The organism is Vibrio sp. D404a, from assembly GCF_030248535.1.
In the GTDB taxonomy this organism is placed as follows: domain Bacteria; phylum Pseudomonadota; class Gammaproteobacteria; order Enterobacterales; family Vibrionaceae; genus Vibrio.
The window spans coordinates 314,754-337,031 of the sequence record NZ_JAHGAJ010000019.1 but is presented as its reverse complement, the minus strand read 5'-3'; the positions used below and the strand labels follow the sequence as shown (position 1 = coordinate 337,031).

The 22,278-nt window shown below is 45.5% G+C and carries 17 protein-coding genes; 13 read left to right on the top strand and 4 right to left on the bottom strand.

What is annotated here, in order from left to right; translation table 11 throughout:
• Positions 1-26 precede the first annotated feature (26 nt).
• Positions 27-446: a D-ribose pyranase gene (gene rbsD, locus KI655_RS13145; RefSeq protein ID WP_285405622.1), complete on the bottom strand. Its 420-nt coding sequence runs from the start codon at positions 444-446 to the stop codon at positions 27-29.
• Between the two features lie 441 nt (positions 447-887).
• Between rbsD and KI655_RS13140 the strand changes: the two genes are divergently transcribed.
• Both KI655_RS13140 and KI655_RS13135 read left to right on the top strand, forming a co-directional pair.
• Entirely contained in the window at positions 888-1,466 is a 579-nt protein-coding gene (locus tag KI655_RS13140; RefSeq protein WP_285405621.1) for a porin family protein, read from the top strand.
• 17 nt (positions 1,467-1,483) lie between these two features.
• Positions 1,484-1,870 (top strand): hypothetical protein, encoded by a 387-nt coding sequence (locus KI655_RS13135; protein ID WP_285405619.1) that lies wholly within the window; start codon positions 1,484-1,486, stop codon positions 1,868-1,870.
• Positions 1,871-1,875: 5 nt separating this feature from the next.
• Here the strand turns inward: KI655_RS13135 and KI655_RS13130 are convergent, their stop codons facing one another.
• From KI655_RS13130 to KI655_RS13120, 3 genes are all read right to left on the bottom strand, one after another.
• Complete coding sequence (locus KI655_RS13130; RefSeq protein ID WP_285405617.1) at positions 1,876-2,907, bottom strand: winged helix-turn-helix domain-containing protein; 1,032 nt, start codon at positions 2,905-2,907, stop codon at positions 1,876-1,878.
• A gap of 162 nt (positions 2,908-3,069) precedes the next feature.
• Positions 3,070-4,113: an endonuclease/exonuclease/phosphatase family protein gene (locus tag KI655_RS13125; RefSeq protein ID WP_285405615.1), complete on the bottom strand. Its 1,044-nt coding sequence runs from the start codon at positions 4,111-4,113 to the stop codon at positions 3,070-3,072.
• 115 nt (positions 4,114-4,228) lie between these two features.
• On the bottom strand, positions 4,229-5,275 hold the full coding sequence (locus KI655_RS13120; RefSeq protein ID WP_285405613.1) for a GGDEF domain-containing protein: 1,047 nt from the start codon (positions 5,273-5,275) through the stop codon (positions 4,229-4,231).
• Between the two features lie 422 nt (positions 5,276-5,697).
• Between KI655_RS13120 and KI655_RS13115 the strand changes: the two genes are divergently transcribed.
• The 11 genes from KI655_RS13115 (at position 5,698) to KI655_RS13065 (ending at position 22,220) form a co-directional block, all read left to right on the top strand.
• Positions 5,698-7,575, top strand: a complete 1,878-nt coding sequence (locus tag KI655_RS13115) for an extracellular solute-binding protein (RefSeq protein WP_285405611.1) — start codon at positions 5,698-5,700, stop codon at positions 7,573-7,575.
• Between the two features lie 8 nt (positions 7,576-7,583).
• Positions 7,584-8,672 (top strand): microcin C ABC transporter permease YejB, encoded by a 1,089-nt coding sequence (locus KI655_RS13110; protein WP_285405609.1) that lies wholly within the window; start codon positions 7,584-7,586, stop codon positions 8,670-8,672.
• A 16-nt stretch (positions 8,673-8,688) separates the two neighbouring features.
• Positions 8,689-9,711: an ABC transporter permease gene (locus tag KI655_RS13105; protein ID WP_285405721.1), complete on the top strand. Its 1,023-nt coding sequence runs from the start codon at positions 8,689-8,691 to the stop codon at positions 9,709-9,711.
• A 9-nt stretch (positions 9,712-9,720) separates the two neighbouring features.
• Positions 9,721-11,319: a microcin C ABC transporter ATP-binding protein YejF gene (gene yejF, locus KI655_RS13100; RefSeq protein ID WP_285405607.1), complete on the top strand. Its 1,599-nt coding sequence runs from the start codon at positions 9,721-9,723 to the stop codon at positions 11,317-11,319.
• A 376-nt stretch (positions 11,320-11,695) separates the two neighbouring features.
• Entirely contained in the window at positions 11,696-12,721 is a 1,026-nt protein-coding gene (locus tag KI655_RS13095; RefSeq protein WP_285405605.1) for an ABC transporter permease subunit, read from the top strand.
• Positions 12,722-12,723: 2 nt separating this feature from the next.
• Complete coding sequence (locus KI655_RS13090; protein ID WP_285405603.1) at positions 12,724-13,782, top strand: ABC transporter permease; 1,059 nt, start codon at positions 12,724-12,726, stop codon at positions 13,780-13,782.
• A gap of 16 nt (positions 13,783-13,798) precedes the next feature.
• A complete protein-coding gene (locus KI655_RS13085) occupies positions 13,799-15,622 on the top strand; it encodes an extracellular solute-binding protein (protein WP_285405601.1) in 1,824 nt (607 codons plus the stop codon).
• 13 nt (positions 15,623-15,635) lie between these two features.
• A complete protein-coding gene (locus tag KI655_RS13080) occupies positions 15,636-16,508 on the top strand; it encodes an ABC transporter ATP-binding protein (protein WP_285405599.1) in 873 nt (290 codons plus the stop codon).
• The gene (locus KI655_RS13075) at positions 16,508-17,341 is read left to right on the top strand and encodes an ABC transporter ATP-binding protein (protein WP_285405597.1); all 834 of its coding nucleotides are present in this window, start codon (positions 16,508-16,510) and stop codon (positions 17,339-17,341) included. Before KI655_RS13080 ends, KI655_RS13075 begins: the two co-directional genes overlap by 1 nt.
• A gap of 34 nt (positions 17,342-17,375) precedes the next feature.
• Positions 17,376-18,215, top strand: coding sequence for a hypothetical protein (locus tag KI655_RS13070; RefSeq protein ID WP_285405595.1), 840 nt, complete (start codon positions 17,376-17,378; stop codon positions 18,213-18,215).
• A gap of 66 nt (positions 18,216-18,281) precedes the next feature.
• Complete coding sequence (locus KI655_RS13065; protein ID WP_285405593.1) at positions 18,282-22,220, top strand: zinc-dependent metalloprotease; 3,939 nt, start codon at positions 18,282-18,284, stop codon at positions 22,218-22,220.
• Positions 22,221-22,278 lie beyond the last annotated feature (58 nt).

The following is a 22,278-nucleotide window of genomic DNA, read 5'->3' as shown; positions in this document are numbered from 1 at the left end:
TCGAATACTTAAACGGTCACGCCAGCTTAAAAAGTGACGCCAGCTTGGAAGATAACATTCGCATATGGCGTGCATTCACCTGTGCGAATGACAGCGCGGCTTTCGTTGGTGCGTTGCTTGAACTCTTCATGGCTGATGTATTTGATTGTGATGTTTTTGCCGCAGCGCGCTTCTTCCGTTTTGAGTTGGTCAATGAGAACCGCGTGATGTTCAGGGCTTACTTGAGCAAACTCTTCAGCAATGATGACACCTTCGATTTGAGACTCTTCAAGCATGGTTTTGACGGTTTGCTCGAAGCTTGGTACGCCATGTGTCAGCGCTAAATCGATACGGCGAACATGGTCTGGGATCGGAAGGCCCGCGTCACAGATAGTGATTTCGTCAGTGTGGCCTAGAGTCGCCACCAGATAAGACAGATCGGAATTAATTAGAGTACTTTTTTTCATAACACTACCTATTGGGCAATTTCTCGATGCTGGAACAGAGATAAGAAAATAGCATCGAAACGTTTCGATGAAGATAATAGTGTTTGATTGATTAATTGCACGAATCATTCTAAAAGAGTGTGATAACGATCATCGAAACGTTTCGATGTGGCTAAAAAAAGTGAAACGGGTCACACCGTTGATAGTTGTATCAGTACGAGATTCGGCCTGAAAAGTAAGCGTTCAATGCAGTGATCTCAACGGTATTCAAACAGGTTTGTTTTCTCTATGTCCCTCATGCACTTAAGGGTAAATAAATATAAATCCATTTAATTCAATAGGTTGTAGATCTGTGTGTTTTTGATTGGTGTTTGGTTTTAAAACCATTAGGTTGCGGTTTAGTTTTGGAATGGCAGAGGCGCTAGGGTGGGCGGACTAAACAAAACCTATGAAGGAACCCAAATGAAGTCTCACTTGTTAATCGCTGTTGGTCTGTTGTCGTTCAATGCTCATGCCTACGAGTCACCGTTCTATCTTGGTGCTGGTATTGGCGAAACCGATTTTGATGATGGCGGAGCATCAGAAAGCGCACTAATACCTATTTCATCTGATACCGACGGGCAAACTTATAAACTGTTTGGCGGCTTCCGCTTGAATCAACATATTGGCTTCGAAGGTCAATATACACGCTACGCTGACACTGTGTATCGCTCACCCGTGCAAAAGGGTAAAGGAACCGTTGAGCTTGCTAGTTACTCATTAGCAGCGAATGTTGGTTATCAATTTGATATGGGCCTACGACCATTTGTGACTGTAGGTTTAGGTATGATGGACTTCACATCCAAAGGACCAGCCGGGTCCTATGAAGATCAAGAAGTGTTAGTGCGGTTAGGCGGTGGCGTGGAATATACACACCCAGCACTCAGAAGGGTGACGTTCCGTTTGGCGTATGAAAAAGACGACTTCGATGTGTCGTCTCATGGGCAGAGTACGTCATTGGGTGTTGCTAGTGTTTATCTTGGGACAAGCGTTAATTTCTAACTGACGGAGATTGGCGAATGAAGAGTACCATTGTCTACATTGTCACCGCGAGCATACTTTGCACGCTCTCTTTCTTGGCATCTGCATCTACCCTAAACGTACGAATCTTGAATGCTCAAACTCGATTTGAACTGGGCATTAAGATTCATCAATTGGGTGAGTGGCAGACGACGCAAAAAGGAAACTGCACTTACTTTAGTAAGGTCACTGAGAGCTATTCCGGCCCGAGTCAGGAGTTCTTTAGTGGTTATCACTTGCAAGCAAGGTTTAGCTGTACGCACAACGATGATTCAAGTGATTACATGCTGCTACCGGAGTTGTTTATCTCCAACCAAGGGACTGCTGAGGTCTCATTTGGCGAAAGTGATAAAACAGGTTTCCATTATCAGGCTGGCTTCTCTTGATAGCCTCAGTAAGAACACAATGACAAGCTGTTTTTAATCATGGTGTTAATTGCAGGGACAAGCTCATTTTGACTCAAGGACGAGTAACTGAATTTTAAGTCGTCTAAATCCCCTCGATCAAAAATCTGCGCGCTCAAGCTATATTGATTGGCGTAAGTGGTGGACTCATAGAGCTGGATCAACAGTGAAACAGGGCATTCGGTTTCGAGCAATTCTCCGGCATAAATCGCATTGGTTAGAATCTGCAAAGCCAGTAGATATTCTGACTCATCATTGACGTAGAGCGTTTGATTGCTGTTCGTCAGTTTTTGAAAATGCTGTTGTGCCAAATCATCGTCTGATTGACCTACCCAAGAGTAATACGCGGTGACGACGAGAAGGCTCATTGCGACGATAAACCCGAGTGTCTGAAACACACCTGCTTTCTGGTTGTTATCCATGTTGCTGTTAGACCATTTCTCAATAACCACACTTATCGAATTTTTTACACCCTGCCAAAGTGATGGTGCGTCAGTTTGCGCGCGAGTATGCTTAAGTTCTTCGATCTGGCTTGGATCTTTATCCTGTGAGTCTTTATTGTTTGCATCCTGACTATCCCAATTTGACTGAGTGACGGTGTCACATGTTAACTGTTCAGGTACTTCTTTCTGAACCGCCTTCTCTAGCGGATGTGTTTTATCCTCTGCGTCATTAGCACTGAATTTCTCAACCAAAGTGGGGTGTTGTGGCTCTGTGATTGAAAGGCGATATCCCACTTTGTTTACAGTGTGAACTTCTATGCCATTTGCTCGTAAGCGGAGCAGTGTTTGTCGAATGTTTGAGATGACATTGGTGAGGGCTTGGTCCGATACAGGGCTTCCCATCCAGCATTGTGCGAACAGTTCCTCGCGTGATACTGCATGGCCATCATTTTTGATCAGTACCTGCAGAACTTCATAAGAGAGAGGGCGCAGCGTCACTTGTTTTTCATCTTGATTAGCGAGCGTTCTATTCTTGGTGTTTATGACCAAGTTGGAGAGGATGTGGTTGTGCTTCATAGTCGGTGTGCTTCAGTATTGCTCTGGATCGTGCGCCCATTCTTTTGTTGTCGCCAATTATGCCTCGCTTACATGAGTTAAATGTAATCAGATGTAAGCGGTGGCGATTTCGTGTGGGCTAGTCTTAGCCGAAAGATAGCCGAGGGAATTACCAGTGCCCAACTAGGCAGAGCGAATCTGAGCGGTAATACTCACAACGCCGTGGTCGGTACTGAACTGGTCGACTTCGAAGCTTGGGTTGATAAGGTGCTGATCTTGCACTTGATAATCGATAATCTCCATCAAGCTCGAGGAGTTTTGACAGTCGAACTCATTAGAAAGCAGGATGTAATCTAGCACTGAACCCGATGCGCCGTAATAGTGGGTAGGGGCGCGCTGAACCAATAAATCTTCTTGGTGTAGTTGATGATAAAGCGTCCAGCTGTCTCTTAATCGAAAATGGGATAGCCAATGGCAGCTCTCTTCGTTTCTATTTAGTGAATAATTGAGTAATCCTCTAAATTCGTCGCTGGTTAAGGGCTTATTGAAATCACCCATCATAATCACAGGGCGGTCTGATTGATGACGCTGACGGGTTATGTATTCATGCAACACCTGAACTTCCATTCCCCTTTGTACACTCGACAGCCACCAACCAAGCTCTTGTTGATGGAACTGCGTGAGCGTATCACTATGGTTCGGCGTTGCTGAGCTATGTACATTCGTCTCTGGTTTTTGCGCATCAATAGGGCGCTGCGACTTAAAGTGCACCACATAACAATCGGTCAGCCCAAGGTGGGGAAGGTCGATGGTGGCGTGCACAGGCAAACGGTTAAAACCAAACTCCTGCAAAAGCGGTTTTGGAAACTGCTCAAGTAGCTGAGGAGACATAGCAACGGCTTGAGTTTGTTTGATGGGATAGCGTGAAGCAATCGCGACCACGGGGTCTCTAAACAGATAATCGCTCTCCACATTTGGCGCATCAACCACGCAGAAGAACGGGTAGCCCATTTCATTGACCAAGGCTTCGAGTGAGGCAGGACTGAATACTTCTTGAAACCCAATGATGTCGCTGTCGGCTGTTTTGATGGCGTTTTTAATCCAGCCCTGTTTTTTCGACCATTCATCATAGCTGTAGATGTTTTCAAAGTCGTAATAGGCGTTGGGCGGCTCTAGATAATTAAACAGGTTGAATGTCGTTATGGTTAAGCGACTTGGTGTGTTCAAAGTGGATCCCTAAATGTCAGGCATTATCAGCTTATTGAATAATCACTGATAGCAAAATACTAAGTTCAGTATACGACATCTAGGCTTTGGGTGTGACTTTTGATGACGATTTAGCTTAACGAGTAAAAGGTAACACGTTGTTTTGTATTTCGTTTGTATCAAGGCACAGCTGGTGGCTATCCGTTGCTCCTGATTGCATTTTTGCATTGGCTAATTGGAGGCCGGTGTGTTCTAACACCTGTTCTAAGGTGAGCTCTGAATCGGGATGATAACTGGATGCACCAGCCGATAGGGTGACCGGAACTTCTACAGAACAGTCGAAATCTTGTATCAATCTGTCAAAAATGGTTTGAACGTCTTGGACAGAGGTGTTGGGTAACAAGATAAAGAACTCGTCGTCATCACGGGCGATGGTTTCTGTCTTTCTGAGTTGTTCAATACAGACGTTGGCAAACTGTTTGAGCACGTCATCACCTATCTGAAAACCGTAGTTGTGATTAATCGCACTGAGGTGGTTGAAATCAAAATGCAGGATAGTCACGGTTTGATTGGTTCTATCGCAAAGCGCGAAGGCTCGGTCGAGCTCCTCCAAAAAGACGGCTTTGCTGTAGGCATTGGTGAGCTCATCTTTAAAGCTGGTGGCTTGGCGCAGCTTTTCTAATTGGTGGTTGAGTTCTATGTCTCTCAATATGTGTTCATCAATGGTCAGCCACTTTTCAAAGTCTCGGATCAGTCTTGCTGAGTTGATGTCATGGGTGTGAAGCACACGCTTGAGTTGTGCGAGCAGGCTAGCTCTAGTTTTGGTGCCACACAATAGAAATTCAGCGACAGAAATGTCATGAGCATTAAGCTCCGTTACTAAGCGAACACGGTTGTTGAAATCAGCTTCGGAGTGAGTGCCGCTCAGCCATGTGTAAATGTGATGATAGATCGCATGACATAATGGCCCATGTGACAGGCACTCTTGTACATGAGGGTGAGAGAAGCGTGTTTTTACTCTCAGTTGGTGTAAATAGCGGTCAGCGAAGTCTGCATGATTAATGTTCAACTGCGCTAAGTTGTGGCAGAGAGTTTGAACTTGTTCAGGTGTTAGGTTGACTAACTCAAAGTAACGCTCAATGTTGCGTTGATTGAATGTCGTGCCTTCCCTTTTGAGGTTCATAATACTCTCTTAGTGTATCTGTATACGGTAAAAATAGAATAGTATGTTGAACCAAAAGAGTAAAGGAAGCGCAACAAATTAAAATCAATAACTTACAATATTTAAACTCGCTTACATTAGATTTGCATGTCATCTCTGTGTCTGACGGGAGCTCGGTTGCGGCTATGTTTGTTAAAAACTTGTCTGCTAAAAGCTTGTTTGTTGAAAACTTGTCTGTTGGAAGCTCGCCTGTGGGAAGCTTGTTTGTTGACAGGTTGTTTATTGAAAGTTTGTTTGCGAAATCGGCGGCGTAGCGCATTAAGTGTTTTATTAGTTATTACATGGCGTTAGATTTTTCTCTATACTTATTTTTATTGTCGTGTGTCCAGCTTGTGGCGTATTAAATCACACACCGTATTTTTATCATTTGAAGGGAGAGTCAAATGGGAACAGATTGCCGAGTTAATCCAATTAAACGGTCGACATTTTTTCAATTCACCCACCGCGCACTAGCGCTGCCTCTCATGGCACTCTTACCAATTGCTTCTTTTGCTTCTGAAGATGGCGTGCAAGTCATCGAAACGACCCAGTTGGTTGGGTTTGGCGAAGCTAAGTATCCTGTAGATTTCACCCATTTCGATTATGTGAATCCAGATGCGCCTAAGCAAGGCAAGATCACCTATGGCGCGATCGGCACGTTTGATAGCTTTAACCGCTTTGGTTCACGCGGTGTTTCCGCGAGTTACAGTGGTGAACTCTACGACACCTTGATGTTTTCACCCGCAGATGAAATTGACGCTTATTATCCGTTGATCGCCTCTAAGGTACGTTACGCCAGTGATTTCTCATGGCTTGAGATAGACATCAACCCGAACGCACGCTTCCACGATGGCAAGCCAATCACTGCTCATGACGTTGCTTTTACGTTTGATAAGTTTTCCAAAGAGGGCGTGCCTCAGTATCGCGTCTACTACAAAGACATTAAGTCGGTAACCGCAGTGTCTGACTTAGTAGTTCGTATTGAGATGGAAACACCAAACCGTGAGAAATTATTCAGCTTTGCACAGAGCACTCGCGTACTTCCAAAGCACTATTGGCAAGACAAGAAACTGTCTGAGCCGTTAAGCGAGCCACCTGTCGGCAGCGGGCCTTATAAAGTCATCAACTATAAGTCGGGTCAAAGCGTCACTTATGGGTTAGATGAGAACTACTGGGCGGCAGAGTTACCTGTAAACGTGGGCCGCAATAACTTTGAGCAGGTGCAGTACGATTACTACCGAGACGATACCGTGATGCTCGAAGCCTTCAAAGCGGGTGAGTTTGATCTGCGTATGGAAAACTCCGCGAAGTTTTGGGCGAACTCCTATACGGGTAGCAATTTTGATAAGGGCTACATCGTAAAAGAAGAGATAGCGCACGAGCGACCAGAGTCTGCGCAAGGCTTTGTGTTTAATACGCAATCTGAAGTGTTCAAAGATCCTAAGGTTCGTGAGGCATTAACTTATGCTATGGACTTTGAGTGGATGAACAAGAACATGTTCTACAACCAATACGATCGTACCCGCAGTTATTTCCAAAACACAGAATACGAAGCAACAGGCTTGCCGTCTGATGCAGAAGTGGCGGTACTTTCTGAGTTTAAAGACCAGATCCCACCACGTGTGTTTACTGAAGAGTTCCAGCCGCCAGTCACCGATGGCAGTGGCCGAATTCGTAGTGAGATGAGAACGGCATTCAAGCTCCTGAAAGAAGCGGGCTGGGTATTGAAAGATAAAGTGATGACCAATGAGAAAACGGGGCAGACGCTCTCTTTCGAATTGCTAATTTACAGCCCAACCACTGAACGTATCTCTATTCCACTTCAGAAAAACCTGAAACGAATGGGGATCGATATGAAGATCCGAACGATTGATACCACGCAATACATCAAGCGCTTACGCGATCGTGATTTCGATATGGTCTCGTCTGCTTACTCGGCAAATGCTTACCCAAGCCCGAACTTGATGATTGTTTGGAACTCGAACTACATCGACTCCACGTACAATACCGCTGGTGTTATCGATCCTGTTATTGACTCTCTGACTGAGCAGATTTCGAAGAGTCAGCAAGACCCTGAGAAACTTCTCACCTTAGGTCGTGCCCTTGACCGTGTATTGCAATGGAATTTCTACACCATTCCGCAGTGGCACCTAGGTAAATATCGCGTTGCGATGTGGGACAAGTTTGAGCGTCCAGATACCTTGCCAAAATACGACCTAGGTATCGACACATGGTGGATTTCGCAAGACAAGGCGAAACTACTGCCTGAAAAACGTCGTTAGGGAGTCTCATGGCTGCGTATATATTTAGACGTTTATTGTTGGTGATCCCCACGTTGTGGGCGATCATCACCATTAACTTCTTCATCATTCAGATTGCGCCCGGTGGGCCAGTGGAACAAGCGGTTGCTCAGCTAGAAGGGCACAACTCTGGGATCATGGAGCGCTTTTCCGGTGGCGGCCAAGAGGTCGACTTGAGTGATTCAGAGCAAGCTTCTGCGAGCGGTTATAAAGGCTCACGAGGCTTAGACCCTGAAGTCGTTGAAGAGATCAAAAAGCAGTTTGGTTTCGATAAGCCGATTCATGTCCGCTATTTCGATATGCTGAAAAACTACGCCACCTTTAACTTTGGTGAAAGCCTGTTTAAGGGGGGCAATGTCATCGATTTGATTGTTGAACGTCTGCCTGTCTCTATCTCTTTAGGGCTGTGGAGTACGTTGATCATCTACATCATCTCGATTCCACTCGGTATCATGAAGGCGATTCATCACGGTTCGCGATTTGATATCTGGTCGAGTGCGGTGGTGATTGTGGGCTACGCGGTGCCCGGTTTCTTGTTTGCGATTATTCTTATTATTCTGTTCGCAAGTGGCAACTACTTTAGTTGGTTCCCACTGCGTGGTTTAGTCTCCAGTAACTTTGACCAGCTCAACTGGTATCAGCAGATCATTGATTACTTCTGGCACCTAGCGTTGCCTATTTTTGCTATGGTGATTGGCGGCTTTGCGACCCTGAGTATGCTGACCAAGAACTCCTTCCTTGATGAGATAAACAAGCAATACGTTGTCACGGCTCGCGCTAAAGGCTTAGATGAAAATAGCATCTTGTATCGTCATGTTTTCCGTAACGCCATGTTGATCATCATTGCCGGTTTCCCAAGTGCATTTATCAGCATCTTCTTCACTGGTTCGATGCTGATTGAGGTGATGTTCTCTCTAGAGGGGATTGGCTTACTTGGGTTTGAGTCGACCATTCAGCGAGACTACCCAGTGGTGTTCAGTTCACTCTATATCATGACGTTACTTGGGCTGGTGCTCAGTATTATCTCCGATTTGACCTATACCTGGGTTGATCCTCGAATCGACTTTGAAGCGCGTTAATGGTGAATTCTAAATGATGTTTAAAAACCCTTTAGCAGAAGCAAGATGGTTACGCTTTAAAGCGAATAAACGCGGTTTTATCTCTCTGTGGATCTTTTCCATTCTGTTCGTGTTGAGCCTATTTGCTGAGATAATTGCTAACGATAAACCGCTGGTTGTGTCTTATGACGACCAGTGGTTCTTTCCAGTAGCAGCAGAGTACGCAGAAACTGAGTTTGGTGGTGAGTTTGAAACCGAAGCGGATTACAAAGACCCTTATGTGATCGAACTGATTGAAGAGAAAGGCTATATGATCTGGCCTGTGATTCGCTTTAGTTACGACACGATTAACTTTGAGATTTCAGGTGCGGTGCCATCAAAGCCAGATTCCGTAAACTGGTTAGGAACCGATGACAAAGGGCGCGACGTGCTGGCGCGTATTATTTACGGCTTTCGCATTTCGGTGTTGTTTGGCTTTGTACTGACCATCGTATCGAGCTTGATAGGCGTGGCGGTCGGTGCAACACAGGGCTACTACGGTGGCTGGGTTGATCTGTTCGGGCAGCGCTTTATTGAAGTGTGGTCGGGGATGCCGACTCTATTCTTGCTGATTATTCTTTCAAGTTTCATTGAGCCTAACTTCTGGTGGCTACTCGGTATCATGGTGCTGTTTAGCTGGATGAGCTTGGTTGGCATTGTGCGAGCAGAGTTCTTACGCTGCCGTAACTTCGACTATGTAAGAGCAGCGCAGGCGATGGGTGTGGAAGATAAACGCATCATGCTGCGTCATATGTTGCCGAATGCCATGGTTGCCTCTTTGACTATGATGCCCTTTATCTTATCTGGTTCAGTGACGACACTGACGTCGCTCGACTTCCTTGGCTTTGGTTTGCCGGCGGGCTCGCCTTCTTTGGGTGAACTGCTTGCTCAAGGTAAAGCCAACCTTCAAGCGCCATGGCTTGGTATCTCTGCATTTGTCGTGCTGTCGCTAATGCTGACACTGTTAGTGTTTGTTGGCGAAGCGGTTCGTGATGCCTTCGACCCACATCAACAGAGGTAGCAATAACCAATGAATAATACAGTTCTTACTATTGAAAACCTCTCGGTTGGTTTTGGTCGCAAAAATTCGATAGAACAGGTGACCAGTAATGTTTCTCTCTCGATCAAGAAAGGGGAAACATTAGCCTTGGTAGGGGAGAGTGGTTCGGGTAAATCAGTGACTGCCAATTCGGTGCTCAAGCTTCTACCTAAAGGCTCTTCTCACTACTTGAATGGTCGAGTGAACTTTGCTGGTACCGATATTCTCAGCTGTTCAGAGCGTGAGCTGCGCGGTATTCGTGGTGGGCGAATCGGTATGATTTTCCAAGAACCGATGGTGTCGCTGAATCCACTGCATAAAGTGGGTAAGCAGCTGGTGGAAACCTTAGCGATTCACCGTGGAATGCGTACCAATAAAGCACAGTCTCTGGCCATTGAATGGTTGTCGAAAGTCGGTATTCGTCACCCTGAGCAGAAGATCAATGCCTATCCTCATGAGCTGTCTGGAGGCGAACGTCAACGTGTGATGATTGCAATGGCGCTGATCAACGAGCCAGAGCTGTTAATTGCTGACGAACCGACAACAGCACTGGACGTGTCTGTTCAAGCTCAGATACTGGACTTGCTTAAAGATCTTCAGCAAGAGCTCGGCATGGCGATGTTATTCATCACCCATGACTTGAGTATCGTACGCAAGATTGCTGACCGAGTCGCCGTAATGAAAGACGGTGAGTTGGTTGAAGAGGGCGAGTGTGCTTCGCTGTTTACTACACCAAAGCACCCGTATACCAAAAAGCTGATTGATTCTGATCCAAAAGGCTTGCCTGTTCCAGTTGCAGATAATGCAGGCTCTCTTCTGAATGTCGAGCAACTTAAAGTCTGGTTCCCTATTACTGGCGGTCTCTTTAAACGTACCATCTCTCATGTTAAAGCCGTCACCGATATGCAGTTTGACCTCAAACAAGGGCACTCTATCGGTTTAGTCGGCGAGAGTGGCTCAGGTAAATCGACCACGGGTATGGCGATCTTGAAGCTTGTAGAGAGCGAAGGTTCGATTCAATACGATGGCAATCAAATCCAAGGGTTGAATCGTCAAGAGATGCTGCCGTATCGAAGCCGCATGCAGGTGGTGTTTCAAGACCCATTCTCGGCACTTAACCCAAGAATGTCAGTCGCACAGGTGATTGGTGAAGGACTACGAGTCCACCAAGAGCTTGATGAAACCGCGCTTGACCAACGTATCTGTGAGGTGATGAAAGAGGTCGATCTCGATCCTGAAACACGTCACCGTTACCCGAATGAGTTTTCTGGCGGGCAGAGGCAGCGCATTGCGATAGCGAGAGCCTTGGTACTCAAGCCTGAGTTTATTCTACTGGATGAGCCGACTTCCTCTTTGGATAGAACGGTTCAAGCACAAGTGCTGGAGCTTTTGAAGTCGTTACAGGAAAAGTATCAGCTGACGTATCTATTCATCAGCCACGATTTGAACGTCGTTAAATCACTCTGTCACTATACGATTGTGATGAAGGCGGGAGAGGTGATTGAAAAGGGCGAGACGGAACAGCTGTTTTCCAACCCTCGACATGAGTACACCCAGCAGTTGGTTTCTTTGTCTAATGTAGGTTCTTAGTCAAAATCCCATTATCGTATTTGTTTGTCTAGCCCGATATTTAAAGATATCGGGCTTTTTCTTTTCCCCATTTTTATTCTCTTTCAATTACTTAGTTCGCGTTTTAACCAATTGTGAACCGAGCAAACTGGCTAATACATAAGCTGGTTTTGTAGCTAATAGCGCAATTCTCAAATTCTTTGTTTGTAGCTAAATAAAAAGCAAACGTTTGGGTTGAGTTTTCATTCCATTCTAACTTATTGGATTTAAATTGTTTTTAACTGTGATTTGGTAAGCCGTTTTGTAACCTTATGTACACGAATGTAACCATTTGACTACTTTTTATCATTAATTATATTGATGCTCAGTTGTTATAAATGGAGTTTGGCAAAATAAAATGGTTGCATATTTATTGAAGCGTTTCGCGTTAGTTGTACCGACGTTTCTAGGGATCACAATACTCATCTTCGCGATTACCCGCTTTGTGCCGGGTGGTCCAGTGGAGCGCATGCTAGCAAATATGCAGCCACAAGGTGATGGCGCTTCAGCGAGCGCTGTAGTGGGCCAAAACTCCGCACTTTCAGAAGAACAGCTGGCAGACCTAAATAAGTTTTACGGTTTGGATAAACCTGTAACAGAAGCTTACCTAGATTGGTTATCGCGCTTGGTTCAATTCGACTTGGGTGAATCGACCCGTTATTACGAGCCAGTGACTGAGATGATCTCCGAGAGGTTACCGGTGTCTGCGATGTATGGCGGCATCACTTTCTTCATCAGTTACTTCATTTCGATCCCATTGGGCTATTACAAAGCGCTAAAGCACGGCAGTGTGTTTGATTCCGCTTCATCAATCATGATTTTTGTTGGATACGCGTTGCCGGGTTATGTCGTCGGTGTTCTGCTCATCACCTTGTTCAGTTATCACTTAGAGTGGTTCCCGATGGGAGGGTTTGTCGATGATGATTTTGATGACTTCACCACACTGTCGGAGCAGGTGACCGACATCCTTTGGCATGCAGTGCTGCCTCTGATTTGTTACCTAATCGGTGATTTCGCTACGTTAACCATGACGATGAAGAACAACCTTATGGAAAACCTATCGTCGGATTACATTCGAACCGCGATTGCGAAAGGTCTGCCATTTAGACAAGCCATTCGTAAGCATGCACTTCGTAATAGCTTGATTCCCATCGCGAGCCACTTTGGTAACTCACTACTGTTTTTCATGACGGGCTCATTCTTGATTGAAGTGATCTTCGATATCAATGGCATCGGTCTGCTAGGTTACGAATCGATTGTAGAGCGGGATTACCCAGTGGTGATGGGCATTGTTGCGATTAACGCATTGGTGCTGCTACTCGGTAATATTTTATCTGATGTGTGCGTTGCGCTTGTCGATCCTCGTGTGAAGTTTGGAGCGTAATCATGTCTAGATTAAACCTATTCACAATCAACCCATTAACGAGAAAGCAGATCAAACGCTTCAAAGAGATCAAGCGTGGCTACTGGTCGTTGATGTTGTTGTCTACGTTGCTGATTTTGTCTCTGTGTGCAGAGGTGCTGATTAACAGCAAGGCGCTGGTTGTGCGTTACCAAGGTGAGTACTTTTTCCCAATATTCTCGGACGTGTATTCAGGTAGCACCTTTGGTTTGGACTATGCGGCAGAAACCAACTATCGCGATCTGCAACAGAACTTCGAATATGAGAACAATGGCGACTTTGTGTTGTTGCCATTGGTTCCTTGGAATGCGTTTGAGCAGGACTTTTCAGGCAACTTTCCACCTAATGCTCCGGATTTTCAAGCACAACACTACTTAGGTACCGACGTAATCGGTCGCGACATTCTTGCCCGTTTAGTCTACGGCTTTCGCACGGCGATGGGCTTTGCCTTGCTGACGATGAGTATCGCCTACGTCATTGGTGTCACGGTTGGCTGTGCAATGGGATTCTTTGGTGGGAAATTCGATTTAGTGGTGCAAAGGCTGATTGAAACGTGGTCAATGGTGCCATTCCTCTACGTGATCATGATTTTGGTCTCCATAGCCCAACCCACCTTTATGTTGTTCGTGCTGATCAACGTGGCATTCAGCTGGATGGGTATTACCTGGTACATGCGAACCATGACTTACAAGGAGTCAGCGCGAGAGTACGTGTTGGCTGCCAAAGCTTTAGGTGCTTCCACTGCAAGGATCATCTTCCACCATATCTTGCCCAATACCATGGTGATGATAGTGACGCTAGCACCTTTCACTATTGCAGCGAACATTACTGCGCTAACGGCGTTGGATTATCTCGGCCTTGGCCTTGTTCCACCAACACCTAGCTGGGGAGAGCTTTTGCAGCAAGGGAAGTCGAACTTGGATTCACCTTGGATTGTTGTATCTGTAGTGACTGCGATTGTCTCGGTATTGGTCATGGTGACCTTTATTGGTGAAGCGATTCGTACCGCCTTCGACCCGAAAAAATACACTCTATATAGATAGAAACAAGGAAGTAATCATGTATAGATTTGCACTTATTTCACTGCTGTTTAGTGGCTTAGCACAGGCATCAACACTACCTGCTGATCTGCAATGGCAAAGCAATTGGCAAGACCCTGTTTTTGCATCTGATGAGGCCAAGCGCGGCGGGACTTTGCGCAGCTTCATGCTGAGTTTCCCGCAAACTCTACGTTCTGTCGGCCCTGACGCGAACTCGGGTATTCGCTTTTACATTATGGATGGCACGCCAAAGCTTGCTCAACGCCACCCAAATACGGGTAAGTGGATACCTCAACTTGCTGATGAGTGGGCGTTCTCGGATGACTACAAAACGGCTTACTTTAAGTTAAACCCAAAAGCGAAATGGTCTGACGGTGAAGCGGTGACGGCAGATGATTACCTGTTCATGCTGACGTACTACCGTTCTAAGGACATTATTGACCCTTGGTACAACGACTTCTTCAGAAACAGCATCGAAAGTGTCGAGAAGTTTGATGACTACACCATCTCTATCACTGTCTCTGAGCCAAAGAGTAGTGATGAGCTGATGGTGTTACTCAATACACCAAGTCACGGTCTGCAGCCACGTCCGCAGCACTATTTTGCCAATATCAAAGACCAGAACGGCGATGGTATGGACGACAACTTTGTTCGTAAATACAACTTCAAAGCTGAGCCGACGACGTCGCCTTACTACATCTCAAAGATCAACAAAGGTCGTAGCATTACCTTTAAGCATGTTGGTGACGATTGGTGGGGATACAGTAACAAGTATTACCAGAATCGTTTCAACGTCGACAAACTGCGTATTAAGGTGATTCGCGATTCCGACATTGCACGTAAGCATTTCGAAAAAGGGAAGCTTGATACTTTCGCTATGGTGCAGCCTCAGATGTGGCACGAAAAGACGGACTCAGAACCTTTCACAAAAGGCTACATTCAAAAGTTTTGGGGCTTTAACCAGACACCACAAGGTGCGGGCGGCCTGTGGATGAACACTTCAATGCCGCTACTCAATGATATCAACGTGCGTAAAGGCATCACCTTCGCGACTGACTTCGACGGCATGATCAAGAATGTACTTCGCGGTGACTACTCACGTAAGCCTCATGCTATGGGTTTTGGCCATGGTGATTACGACCTGCCAGATGCTAAAGCGCCAGCGTTTGAACCTGAGCTAGCGATCGGTTATTTCGAAGCGGCCGGTTTTTCCAACATTGGCCCTGATGGCATTCGAGTGAACAAAAACGGTGAGCGCCTCAGCTTTAAGGTTACCTATGGCTACAACATCTGGACGCCTCGTATTGCATATCTCAAAGAGCAAGCCAAGCTGGCGGGCTTAGAGCTTAACCTGAACTTGGTCGATGGCTCAGCTGCATTCAAGTACATCTTAGAGAAAAAGCATCAATTGGCATTTCTGAATATGGGTGGTGGTGAGCTTCCGGCATACAAGGAGTACTTCCATTCTAGCAATGCAAATCGAGTACAGACCAATAACCACACTAACTACAGCTCGCCAGAGTTGGACCGCAAGATTGAAGCATTCAAATCTGAATTTGATGCTGACAAAAAACATCAACTTTCTAAAGAGATCCAAAAAGCAATCTCAAACGCCTACGTGATTGTACCGGGCTACATGGTGCCCTATACGCGCGATGCACACTGGCGTTGGGTTAAGTTTCCAAATAACCCAATGACGAAGAAAACCGGTGCGATGTTCAACATTCTGGGCACCAGTAACTTCTGGATTGATACCGAATTAAAACAACAAACTCAGTTGGCTTACAAAGAGGGCGAAACGTTCGAACCTGTCACTGTGATTGACGACCGTTACAGGCTATAGGGCGCAATATTAAATGAAGCAACAAACAGTACTAAAAGTACGCGATTTAGAGGTGGAATTCAGCACCGATGAAGGCGCAGTTAAGATCCTAAAAGGTGTCTCGTTTGACGTTAAAGCGGGTAGAACCTTGGGCTTAGTGGGTGAATCGGGCAGCGGCAAAAGCGTGACATCAATGTCGATTATGGGGCTGTTACCGAAACCATATGGGCAGGTAACAGCGGGTGAGATTTGGTATCGCGAGACGGATCTAACCAAGATGGCGGAGCAGGATCTGTACCAAATGCGTGGTAACCGTATCTCCATCATCTTCCAAGACCCAATGACGGCGCTGAATCCGGTTCAAACCGTTGGCAACCAGTTAGTGGAAGTGCTCGACCTACACCATCGCCAGATGTCGAAGGGTGAAAAGGTGGACTACGCAATCGGCTTGCTTGAAAAAGTAAAAATTCCGATGCCTGAGCTTAGGTTTCAAGAGTACCCACATAACCTTTCTGGCGGTATGAGGCAGCGCGTGATGATCGCAATGGCGTTGGCTTGCAAGCCGGATGTGCTTATCTGTGACGAACCAACCACAGCGTTGGATGTAACAGTACAAGCTTCGATTCTTAAGTTGATGAAAGAGCTTCAAGAAGAGACGGGTATGGCGATGATCTTCATTACTCATGATTTGGGTGTGGTTGCTGAGATCTGTGATGACGTTGCGGTGATGTATGACGGACGTATCGTTGAAAACGCAGATGTTTTTGAGCTTTTTGATTACCCGAAACACCCTTATACCAAGAGATTGCTTGGCCTGATTCCCGGTTTAGATTCAGAACCCAAGCAAGCCATACAGATTGACCCTATTGATCTGTCATTTTTTCCTGAATACCAAGGGGCATCGTAATGGCAGAGATACTGAGAATCGAAGGGTTAAAACAGTATTACCTAACGGGTAAGGGTGTCTTTAAAAAAGGCTATGTGATCAAAGCGGTAGATGGTGTCTCGTTCAGTTTAGAACAAGGTCAAACCTTGGGGCTGGTGGGCGAGTCTGGCTGCGGTAAGAGCACACTTGGGCGTACCATACTCAAGTTGTATGAACCGACGGAAGGAAAGATCTTCTTCGAGGGTAAAGAGATTACGCCTTTGAACTCAAAGCAGATGAGACCGCTTCGCCGTGACATGCAGATTGTGTTTCAAGATCCATTAGAGTCTTTGAATCAAAGACATACAGTAGGTGGCATCCTCGAAGAACCTTATAAGATTCATGGTATTGGCACTCCAGCCGAGCGAAAACAGTGGGTATTGGAACTACTCGACAAGATAGGTTTGCCGCACACGGCGATAAACCGCTACCCCCATGAGTTTTCCGGTGGTCAAAGGCAGCGCATTGGTATTGCTAGAGCTATTGCGTTGAAACCGAAGCTACTTATTTGTGATGAGTCAGTCTCGGCGTTGGATGTATCAGTACAAGCTCAGATATTGAATTTACTGCTCAAGATACAAAAGGAGATGAATCTATCCATCATATTTATCTCACACGATTTATCGGTGGTTAAACATATTTCAGACCACGTAGCGGTAATGAAAAAAGGGAAAATTGTCGAAATGGGAACTGCAAAAGAGGTGTATTCATCACCAAAGAATGAATATACCAAGGAGTTATTATCCGCGATTCCCATTACGCACCCTTCACAAAGAATAAAAAACAAAACAACTCAGGCGGCGAATAACTATTAAAAGGGCAGACGGATTTAAATAGCAGAAGGACAGTATGAATAAAACAAAAGTATTGCCAATTCTATTGTTGGCAACGCCCTCGCTTGTGCTCGCAAATAACTTGCAAGATGAGTGGGCCGAAGGTGATGAAAAGAGTGCATGGTCAGGTTATGTGAGCGCCGATTACTCACGTAATGGTTTTGAAGACAGTGCTTATTTAGCAAGTCGTGTAGCGTCAGCAACGGGTGTTTTGCGTTATGCCGTTACTGAAAAATCTCGATTGCAACTCGTGGTATCTGGATATCACCAACAAGACGGTGATGTTTATGGTACACGCGGCCAGTTCTTGAATGACACTTCCTTGTCTTGGGCTCGTAACGGATTATTTAATCCGACTGAAGGGTCCTCGGTAAGTGGTGAAATTAGGGCGATATTTCCGACTTCAGACACTTCTGAAAGAGAGGACCTGCAGTTTGGAACACGTGTGAAACTTCGTTGGAGTGCTGCATTTGATGAGGTGTTAGATGGTCTAACGCTGAGCAATACGCTGCTACTAAGAAAGAACTTTCATGAATATAAAACCGCTGGTGGGCATCAACTGATTGAGTACCGATTGAGCAATCAAGTTTCCATGGATTATGCGTTTGCAGACGACTTTTATCTAAATATTTTCTTTATGCCGAGGCAGTCATGGAATTATCTGGGTAACTCACTTGATCCGACCCTTTTACATGGAGAAGAAATTGGTTACCAAATGACAGAGAGTATTTCGATGTCAGTTGGTATGACTAACAGTGTGAATTATTACAACCCAGATAAAGGGCAAAATCCGCTTAACGATCTGATTGATTTAAAAAAGATGACCTATTACGCAGTGGTTAATTATCAGTTCTAGCGAGAGAGCTAATTAATAAAAACATCGTTATCTACTAAACGATATAACTATAAATACAGGGACATTATGTTTAGAAAAGCAATAATTGCAGCGAGTATCGCCGCTGTACTCAGTGGGTGTGGGGCCGAGGATCGTGCCTATGACACAGTCGAAAGATCCGCAAAAGAGGTGACCGTTCAATCTCTGGATACAGAATCATTGTGGATGTACATGCCTTCAACGGGTGAAGCTCCACGTTACGCGTTAACGCAGCGTGGTTTTTTCCAGGGCGACCCGAAATTAGTTAAGCTACGTTTTGACGAAACCAATGGTATATACGTTGAAGCGCTAGACCGCGATAAAGTTGATTCTCTAGAACCTAGCCGTTGGGACTCTGAAATCAACCGTATACCGGTACTGAAAATTCCAGGTGAATTCAGACAATACCGCTGTGCTGAAAATGCCTATGGCGAATGTATCAATAAAGAAGAGATCAACACGGATGAGAGCGTCGACTGGACAACCGCGACACACTTCATTCCTGATTACGAAAACATCGAATCACTATCAGAAGATGCGCTTACTACCTGGTATACAGCGAGTAACGTGTCTGAAAGTGCTGACCCTCGTGTTATCTCATACGAATATAATCCGGAAGAAGGCGTGATTAACGTTGAGCTGGAGCGCACATTCACCGCAGATCCCGAGGATCAGTATGAGTTTGGCGGCTTAGAACAATTGTCATTCAAGACTCGCTTTTTCTACTCTCTAGTCAAACTAGATAAGCTGGCGAGCGCAAACTACGAGCCTGTTTACTATCAAGGTCAAGACAGTGCTTACTACGGCTTTTTTAATGACAGTAAAGCGGTAAAAACCCACACAGGTGAGAGTGATGTACAAGGTTCGCGCTTCGCTTACATCAATCGTTTTAACCCGAATCTTGAGTCGATCGATTACTACCTAAGCGATAGCTATTTTAAAGAGGGTAACGAAGTTTACCGTCAACTGACTATCGATACGATGAATGAGGTCAATGAGTCACTTGAAGGCACTGGCGTGCCACCAATTAAGATTATGAACCCCAAAGAGAAAGCGGGAATTCAATCTGGTGACTTACGTTACAACGTTTTCAATTTGATTGATGAGCCGGTAGATAATGGTTTGTTGGGTTATGGCCCGTCTGCGACTAACCCTTTAACGGGTGAGATCATTCATGCTCATGTTAACCAGTACTTAGGCGTTATTCGCACCACTACTCGTCGCTACTGGGACGACTTGGCGATGCGCTATAACCGTCAAGAAATCGCTAAATACGTACCAAAAGAAGATAGCGCAACAGATAGTGGCGAAGCTGATGGTGACGCAGCACCTGTTGTTGCTGAGCGCACTGACGTTGATGTATTTAACGACATGATTGCGGCTGATCGTGGCCCAGACCAATTCGTTCCACAAGTGACCGAAGGTGAGATGGAATTTGTTGGTCAGGGTAAGTTCATCAATGAACTACCGAAGGCTGATCTAAACCATCAATTCGATGTAACTAATCAAGATGCCGCGTTGAAAGCATTTTATAAGCGCCAGGATATGCTAAAGCGTTTCTCCGAGCAGAACGTCTACAGTGAAGACGCGATGTGGCTAAGTACCAATGCAAAAGGTTTGATCGCTGGTATCGACTACGCTGACGGTGGTTACTTTGCTGATGCTGAACAAAACACCATGAAAAAATGGAATGAGTTGAGCTTGGGTCAACAGAAGTTCGCAAGTGAAGCGATTTCAGAGCACATGTTTAAGTCTACTTTGATTCATGAATTAGGTCATAACTTAGGCTTACGCCACAACTTTATGGGCTCAGTGGATAAGACGCACTTTTACACTGCCGAAGAGGTGGGCAAAAGTGAACTTGGTCACCAAGGCAAACCTGCAGCATACAGCTCGATCATGGATTACGGTGCATCAATTTTTGATGAGTTGTTGGTCTTTGGTAAGTATGACAAGGCAGCCCTTAAATTTGCTTATGCTCGTGAAATTGAGACCAACGAATTTGTTGGTGAATCAGTGCGTGATAAAACAGGTGCTCAAGTTCGCAAGACATACTCATTGGCAGAATACGATCGCCAGATGACAGAGGATTACAATGCGTATCCTACGGGCGTAATTGCTCACTTGCGTGCCAACGCAGGTACTGATGGTATCCCTGAGTTGGCGAGCTACCGCTTCTGTACCGATGAGCACACTTACACCAGCTTAAGTTGTGATCGTTTTGACGAAGGTACATCGCTAACCGAGATTACGGAGTTCCGTATTCAGCGTTATTACGACAGCTACGAAACGGCAAACCGTCGAAATGGTCGTGATCGGTTCACTCAATTCCAACAGTATGAATACTTCTGGCAGCGTATGCATGAATTCCAGAAGATACGTGACATTGTAGAAAATGTTGGTGAAATCGACTTTGTTTTCGCACGTTACATAGGTGCTGATACAACCAATAACAAAGGGCAGGTGTTTGAAGAGATCGCAGAGAATAACTGTTTAGATTGGCGTGGTAATCCAGTATCACTGGATAATATGTCTGCAGGCTTACGCCCTATCTGTGACACGTACAATGCGGCAAATCTAGCAGCTGACTTCTTCTTAGATGTACTTACAGCGCCAGACAAAGTGTGTGAGTTGGAAGAACTAAGTGGTGTAGACGGTGTGCCGAACCGTTATCGCTTTGCAAAACTGTCTGATCTTTGGCTAACGTACCAAAGTGGTATGTCTCTAAACCGAGACGTTCCAACGAGCTGTTTCGATGAGGAACTTGTTCAACTGCTGAAGAACCAAGCTAACGAGATTGTGATGCGCTCTGAGACGCGTGACGGTCATATTTGGTCAAGCTTGAAGGCTAACAACCCGTACCAAACTGCGTCTAATTCAGTTGATCTACTGGGTGTGTGGCCAGATAAACTGCTTGCTGCGCAAATGTTGGTTCGTCGCGACTCACCATACATCGCGACAGAAAACTCAAGTCTAGCGTTGATTGATCTGTCAGATAAGATCACCGGGTTGTACACACATCTGTCTGATTTAGCGGGCCGACCTGAAGCGCGCCAAGCGATCTTTGTTGATGGTAATGGTGATTATGTTGAAACCGTACTTCGTTACCAGCCGAGTCTAACTCAAACGATTGAAGCAGTGCCTTCATACTTATGGCCAATGAAACGCTACTTCGTATTGGGTGGTCAAGATGCCTTTGAATATTGGACTGAAGGTTCGGCACAAGACACTGTGGTTCCTTATTTTGGTACGCTGTTAGCGAATTTATCTAAGTATAACCGTGCTAATGAATATGGCCTTGGTGACTCTGTTGGTGGACTGAGTGACTCTATCGCGATTAACTTAGCTAACGGTGCAACTGCTGACCCAGATGGTATTAACTTTACATGGAAAGGGGTGAACTACTCGCTGAACTCACGTAATTCGCTTGCGAATGCTGTTGCTTCACGTGCCTTGTACCAAGAAGATCAAAAAGCCCGTGTTGAGAAGCTAAACGGCTTGCCATATCGAGTTCGAAATGCACTGTCTGTATTTAGAAACACACGTGACCGTAATGAAGCTCGTATTATTGCGATAGGCGACAAAGATGCGTTGGTTGCGCTTCGTGATACGACTGGTTTCGCACGCTGGACAATGTTTGACAACATGTTCGAGGAGTATGAAGAAGACGGCAACAAGTGTCTGCGCTTTAAAGTCGATGGTGAGTCTGATGAAGACCACATGAAGCGTAAGTGTAACTCTCAAGATCGTCTACAAACCGCTCAAAACAGTGCAATGGGTAAATTTGAAGATGACGAGTTAGACAATATGTTTGATGTGGCACAGATCTTTGGTGACCAAATTGCTGATAACAACACAAGTTCTCTCAATGCAGCTCATAAAGAAGTGTACAACTACGACCCTGAAGAGCTAAGGCTATGGAGTTCGAATGAGTATGTAACATACCGCCGTGCCTTCGAACAGTTTCCTCGTCGCCATACCTACTAGGAAGCCATAAACTCAGTCGTTAATTGGAGCCGGTTATTCTTTCTAGTCTAACCGGCTT

Coding starts and splice junctions, on each gene's coding strand:
- rbsD (WP_285405622.1), bottom strand. CDS start 446: ATGAAAAAAAGTACTCTAATTAATTCCGATCTGTCTTATCTGGTGGCG.
- KI655_RS13140 (WP_285405621.1), top strand. CDS start 888: ATGAAGTCTCACTTGTTAATCGCTGTTGGTCTGTTGTCGTTCAATGCT.
- KI655_RS13135 (WP_285405619.1), top strand. CDS start 1,484: ATGAAGAGTACCATTGTCTACATTGTCACCGCGAGCATACTTTGCACG.
- KI655_RS13130 (WP_285405617.1), bottom strand. CDS start 2,907: ATGAAGCACAACCACATCCTCTCCAACTTGGTCATAAACACCAAGAAT.
- KI655_RS13120 (WP_285405613.1), bottom strand. CDS start 5,275: ATGAACCTCAAAAGGGAAGGCACGACATTCAATCAACGCAACATTGAG.
- KI655_RS13115 (WP_285405611.1), top strand. CDS start 5,698: ATGGGAACAGATTGCCGAGTTAATCCAATTAAACGGTCGACATTTTTT.
- KI655_RS13110 (WP_285405609.1), top strand. CDS start 7,584: ATGGCTGCGTATATATTTAGACGTTTATTGTTGGTGATCCCCACGTTG.
- KI655_RS13105 (WP_285405721.1), top strand. CDS start 8,689: ATGTTTAAAAACCCTTTAGCAGAAGCAAGATGGTTACGCTTTAAAGCG.
- yejF (WP_285405607.1), top strand. CDS start 9,721: ATGAATAATACAGTTCTTACTATTGAAAACCTCTCGGTTGGTTTTGGT.
- KI655_RS13095 (WP_285405605.1), top strand. CDS start 11,696: ATGGTTGCATATTTATTGAAGCGTTTCGCGTTAGTTGTACCGACGTTT.
- KI655_RS13090 (WP_285405603.1), top strand. CDS start 12,724: ATGTCTAGATTAAACCTATTCACAATCAACCCATTAACGAGAAAGCAG.
- KI655_RS13085 (WP_285405601.1), top strand. CDS start 13,799: ATGTATAGATTTGCACTTATTTCACTGCTGTTTAGTGGCTTAGCACAG.
- KI655_RS13080 (WP_285405599.1), top strand. CDS start 15,636: ATGAAGCAACAAACAGTACTAAAAGTACGCGATTTAGAGGTGGAATTC.
- KI655_RS13075 (WP_285405597.1), top strand. CDS start 16,508: ATGGCAGAGATACTGAGAATCGAAGGGTTAAAACAGTATTACCTAACG.
- KI655_RS13070 (WP_285405595.1), top strand. CDS start 17,376: ATGAATAAAACAAAAGTATTGCCAATTCTATTGTTGGCAACGCCCTCG.
- KI655_RS13065 (WP_285405593.1), top strand. CDS start 18,282: ATGTTTAGAAAAGCAATAATTGCAGCGAGTATCGCCGCTGTACTCAGT.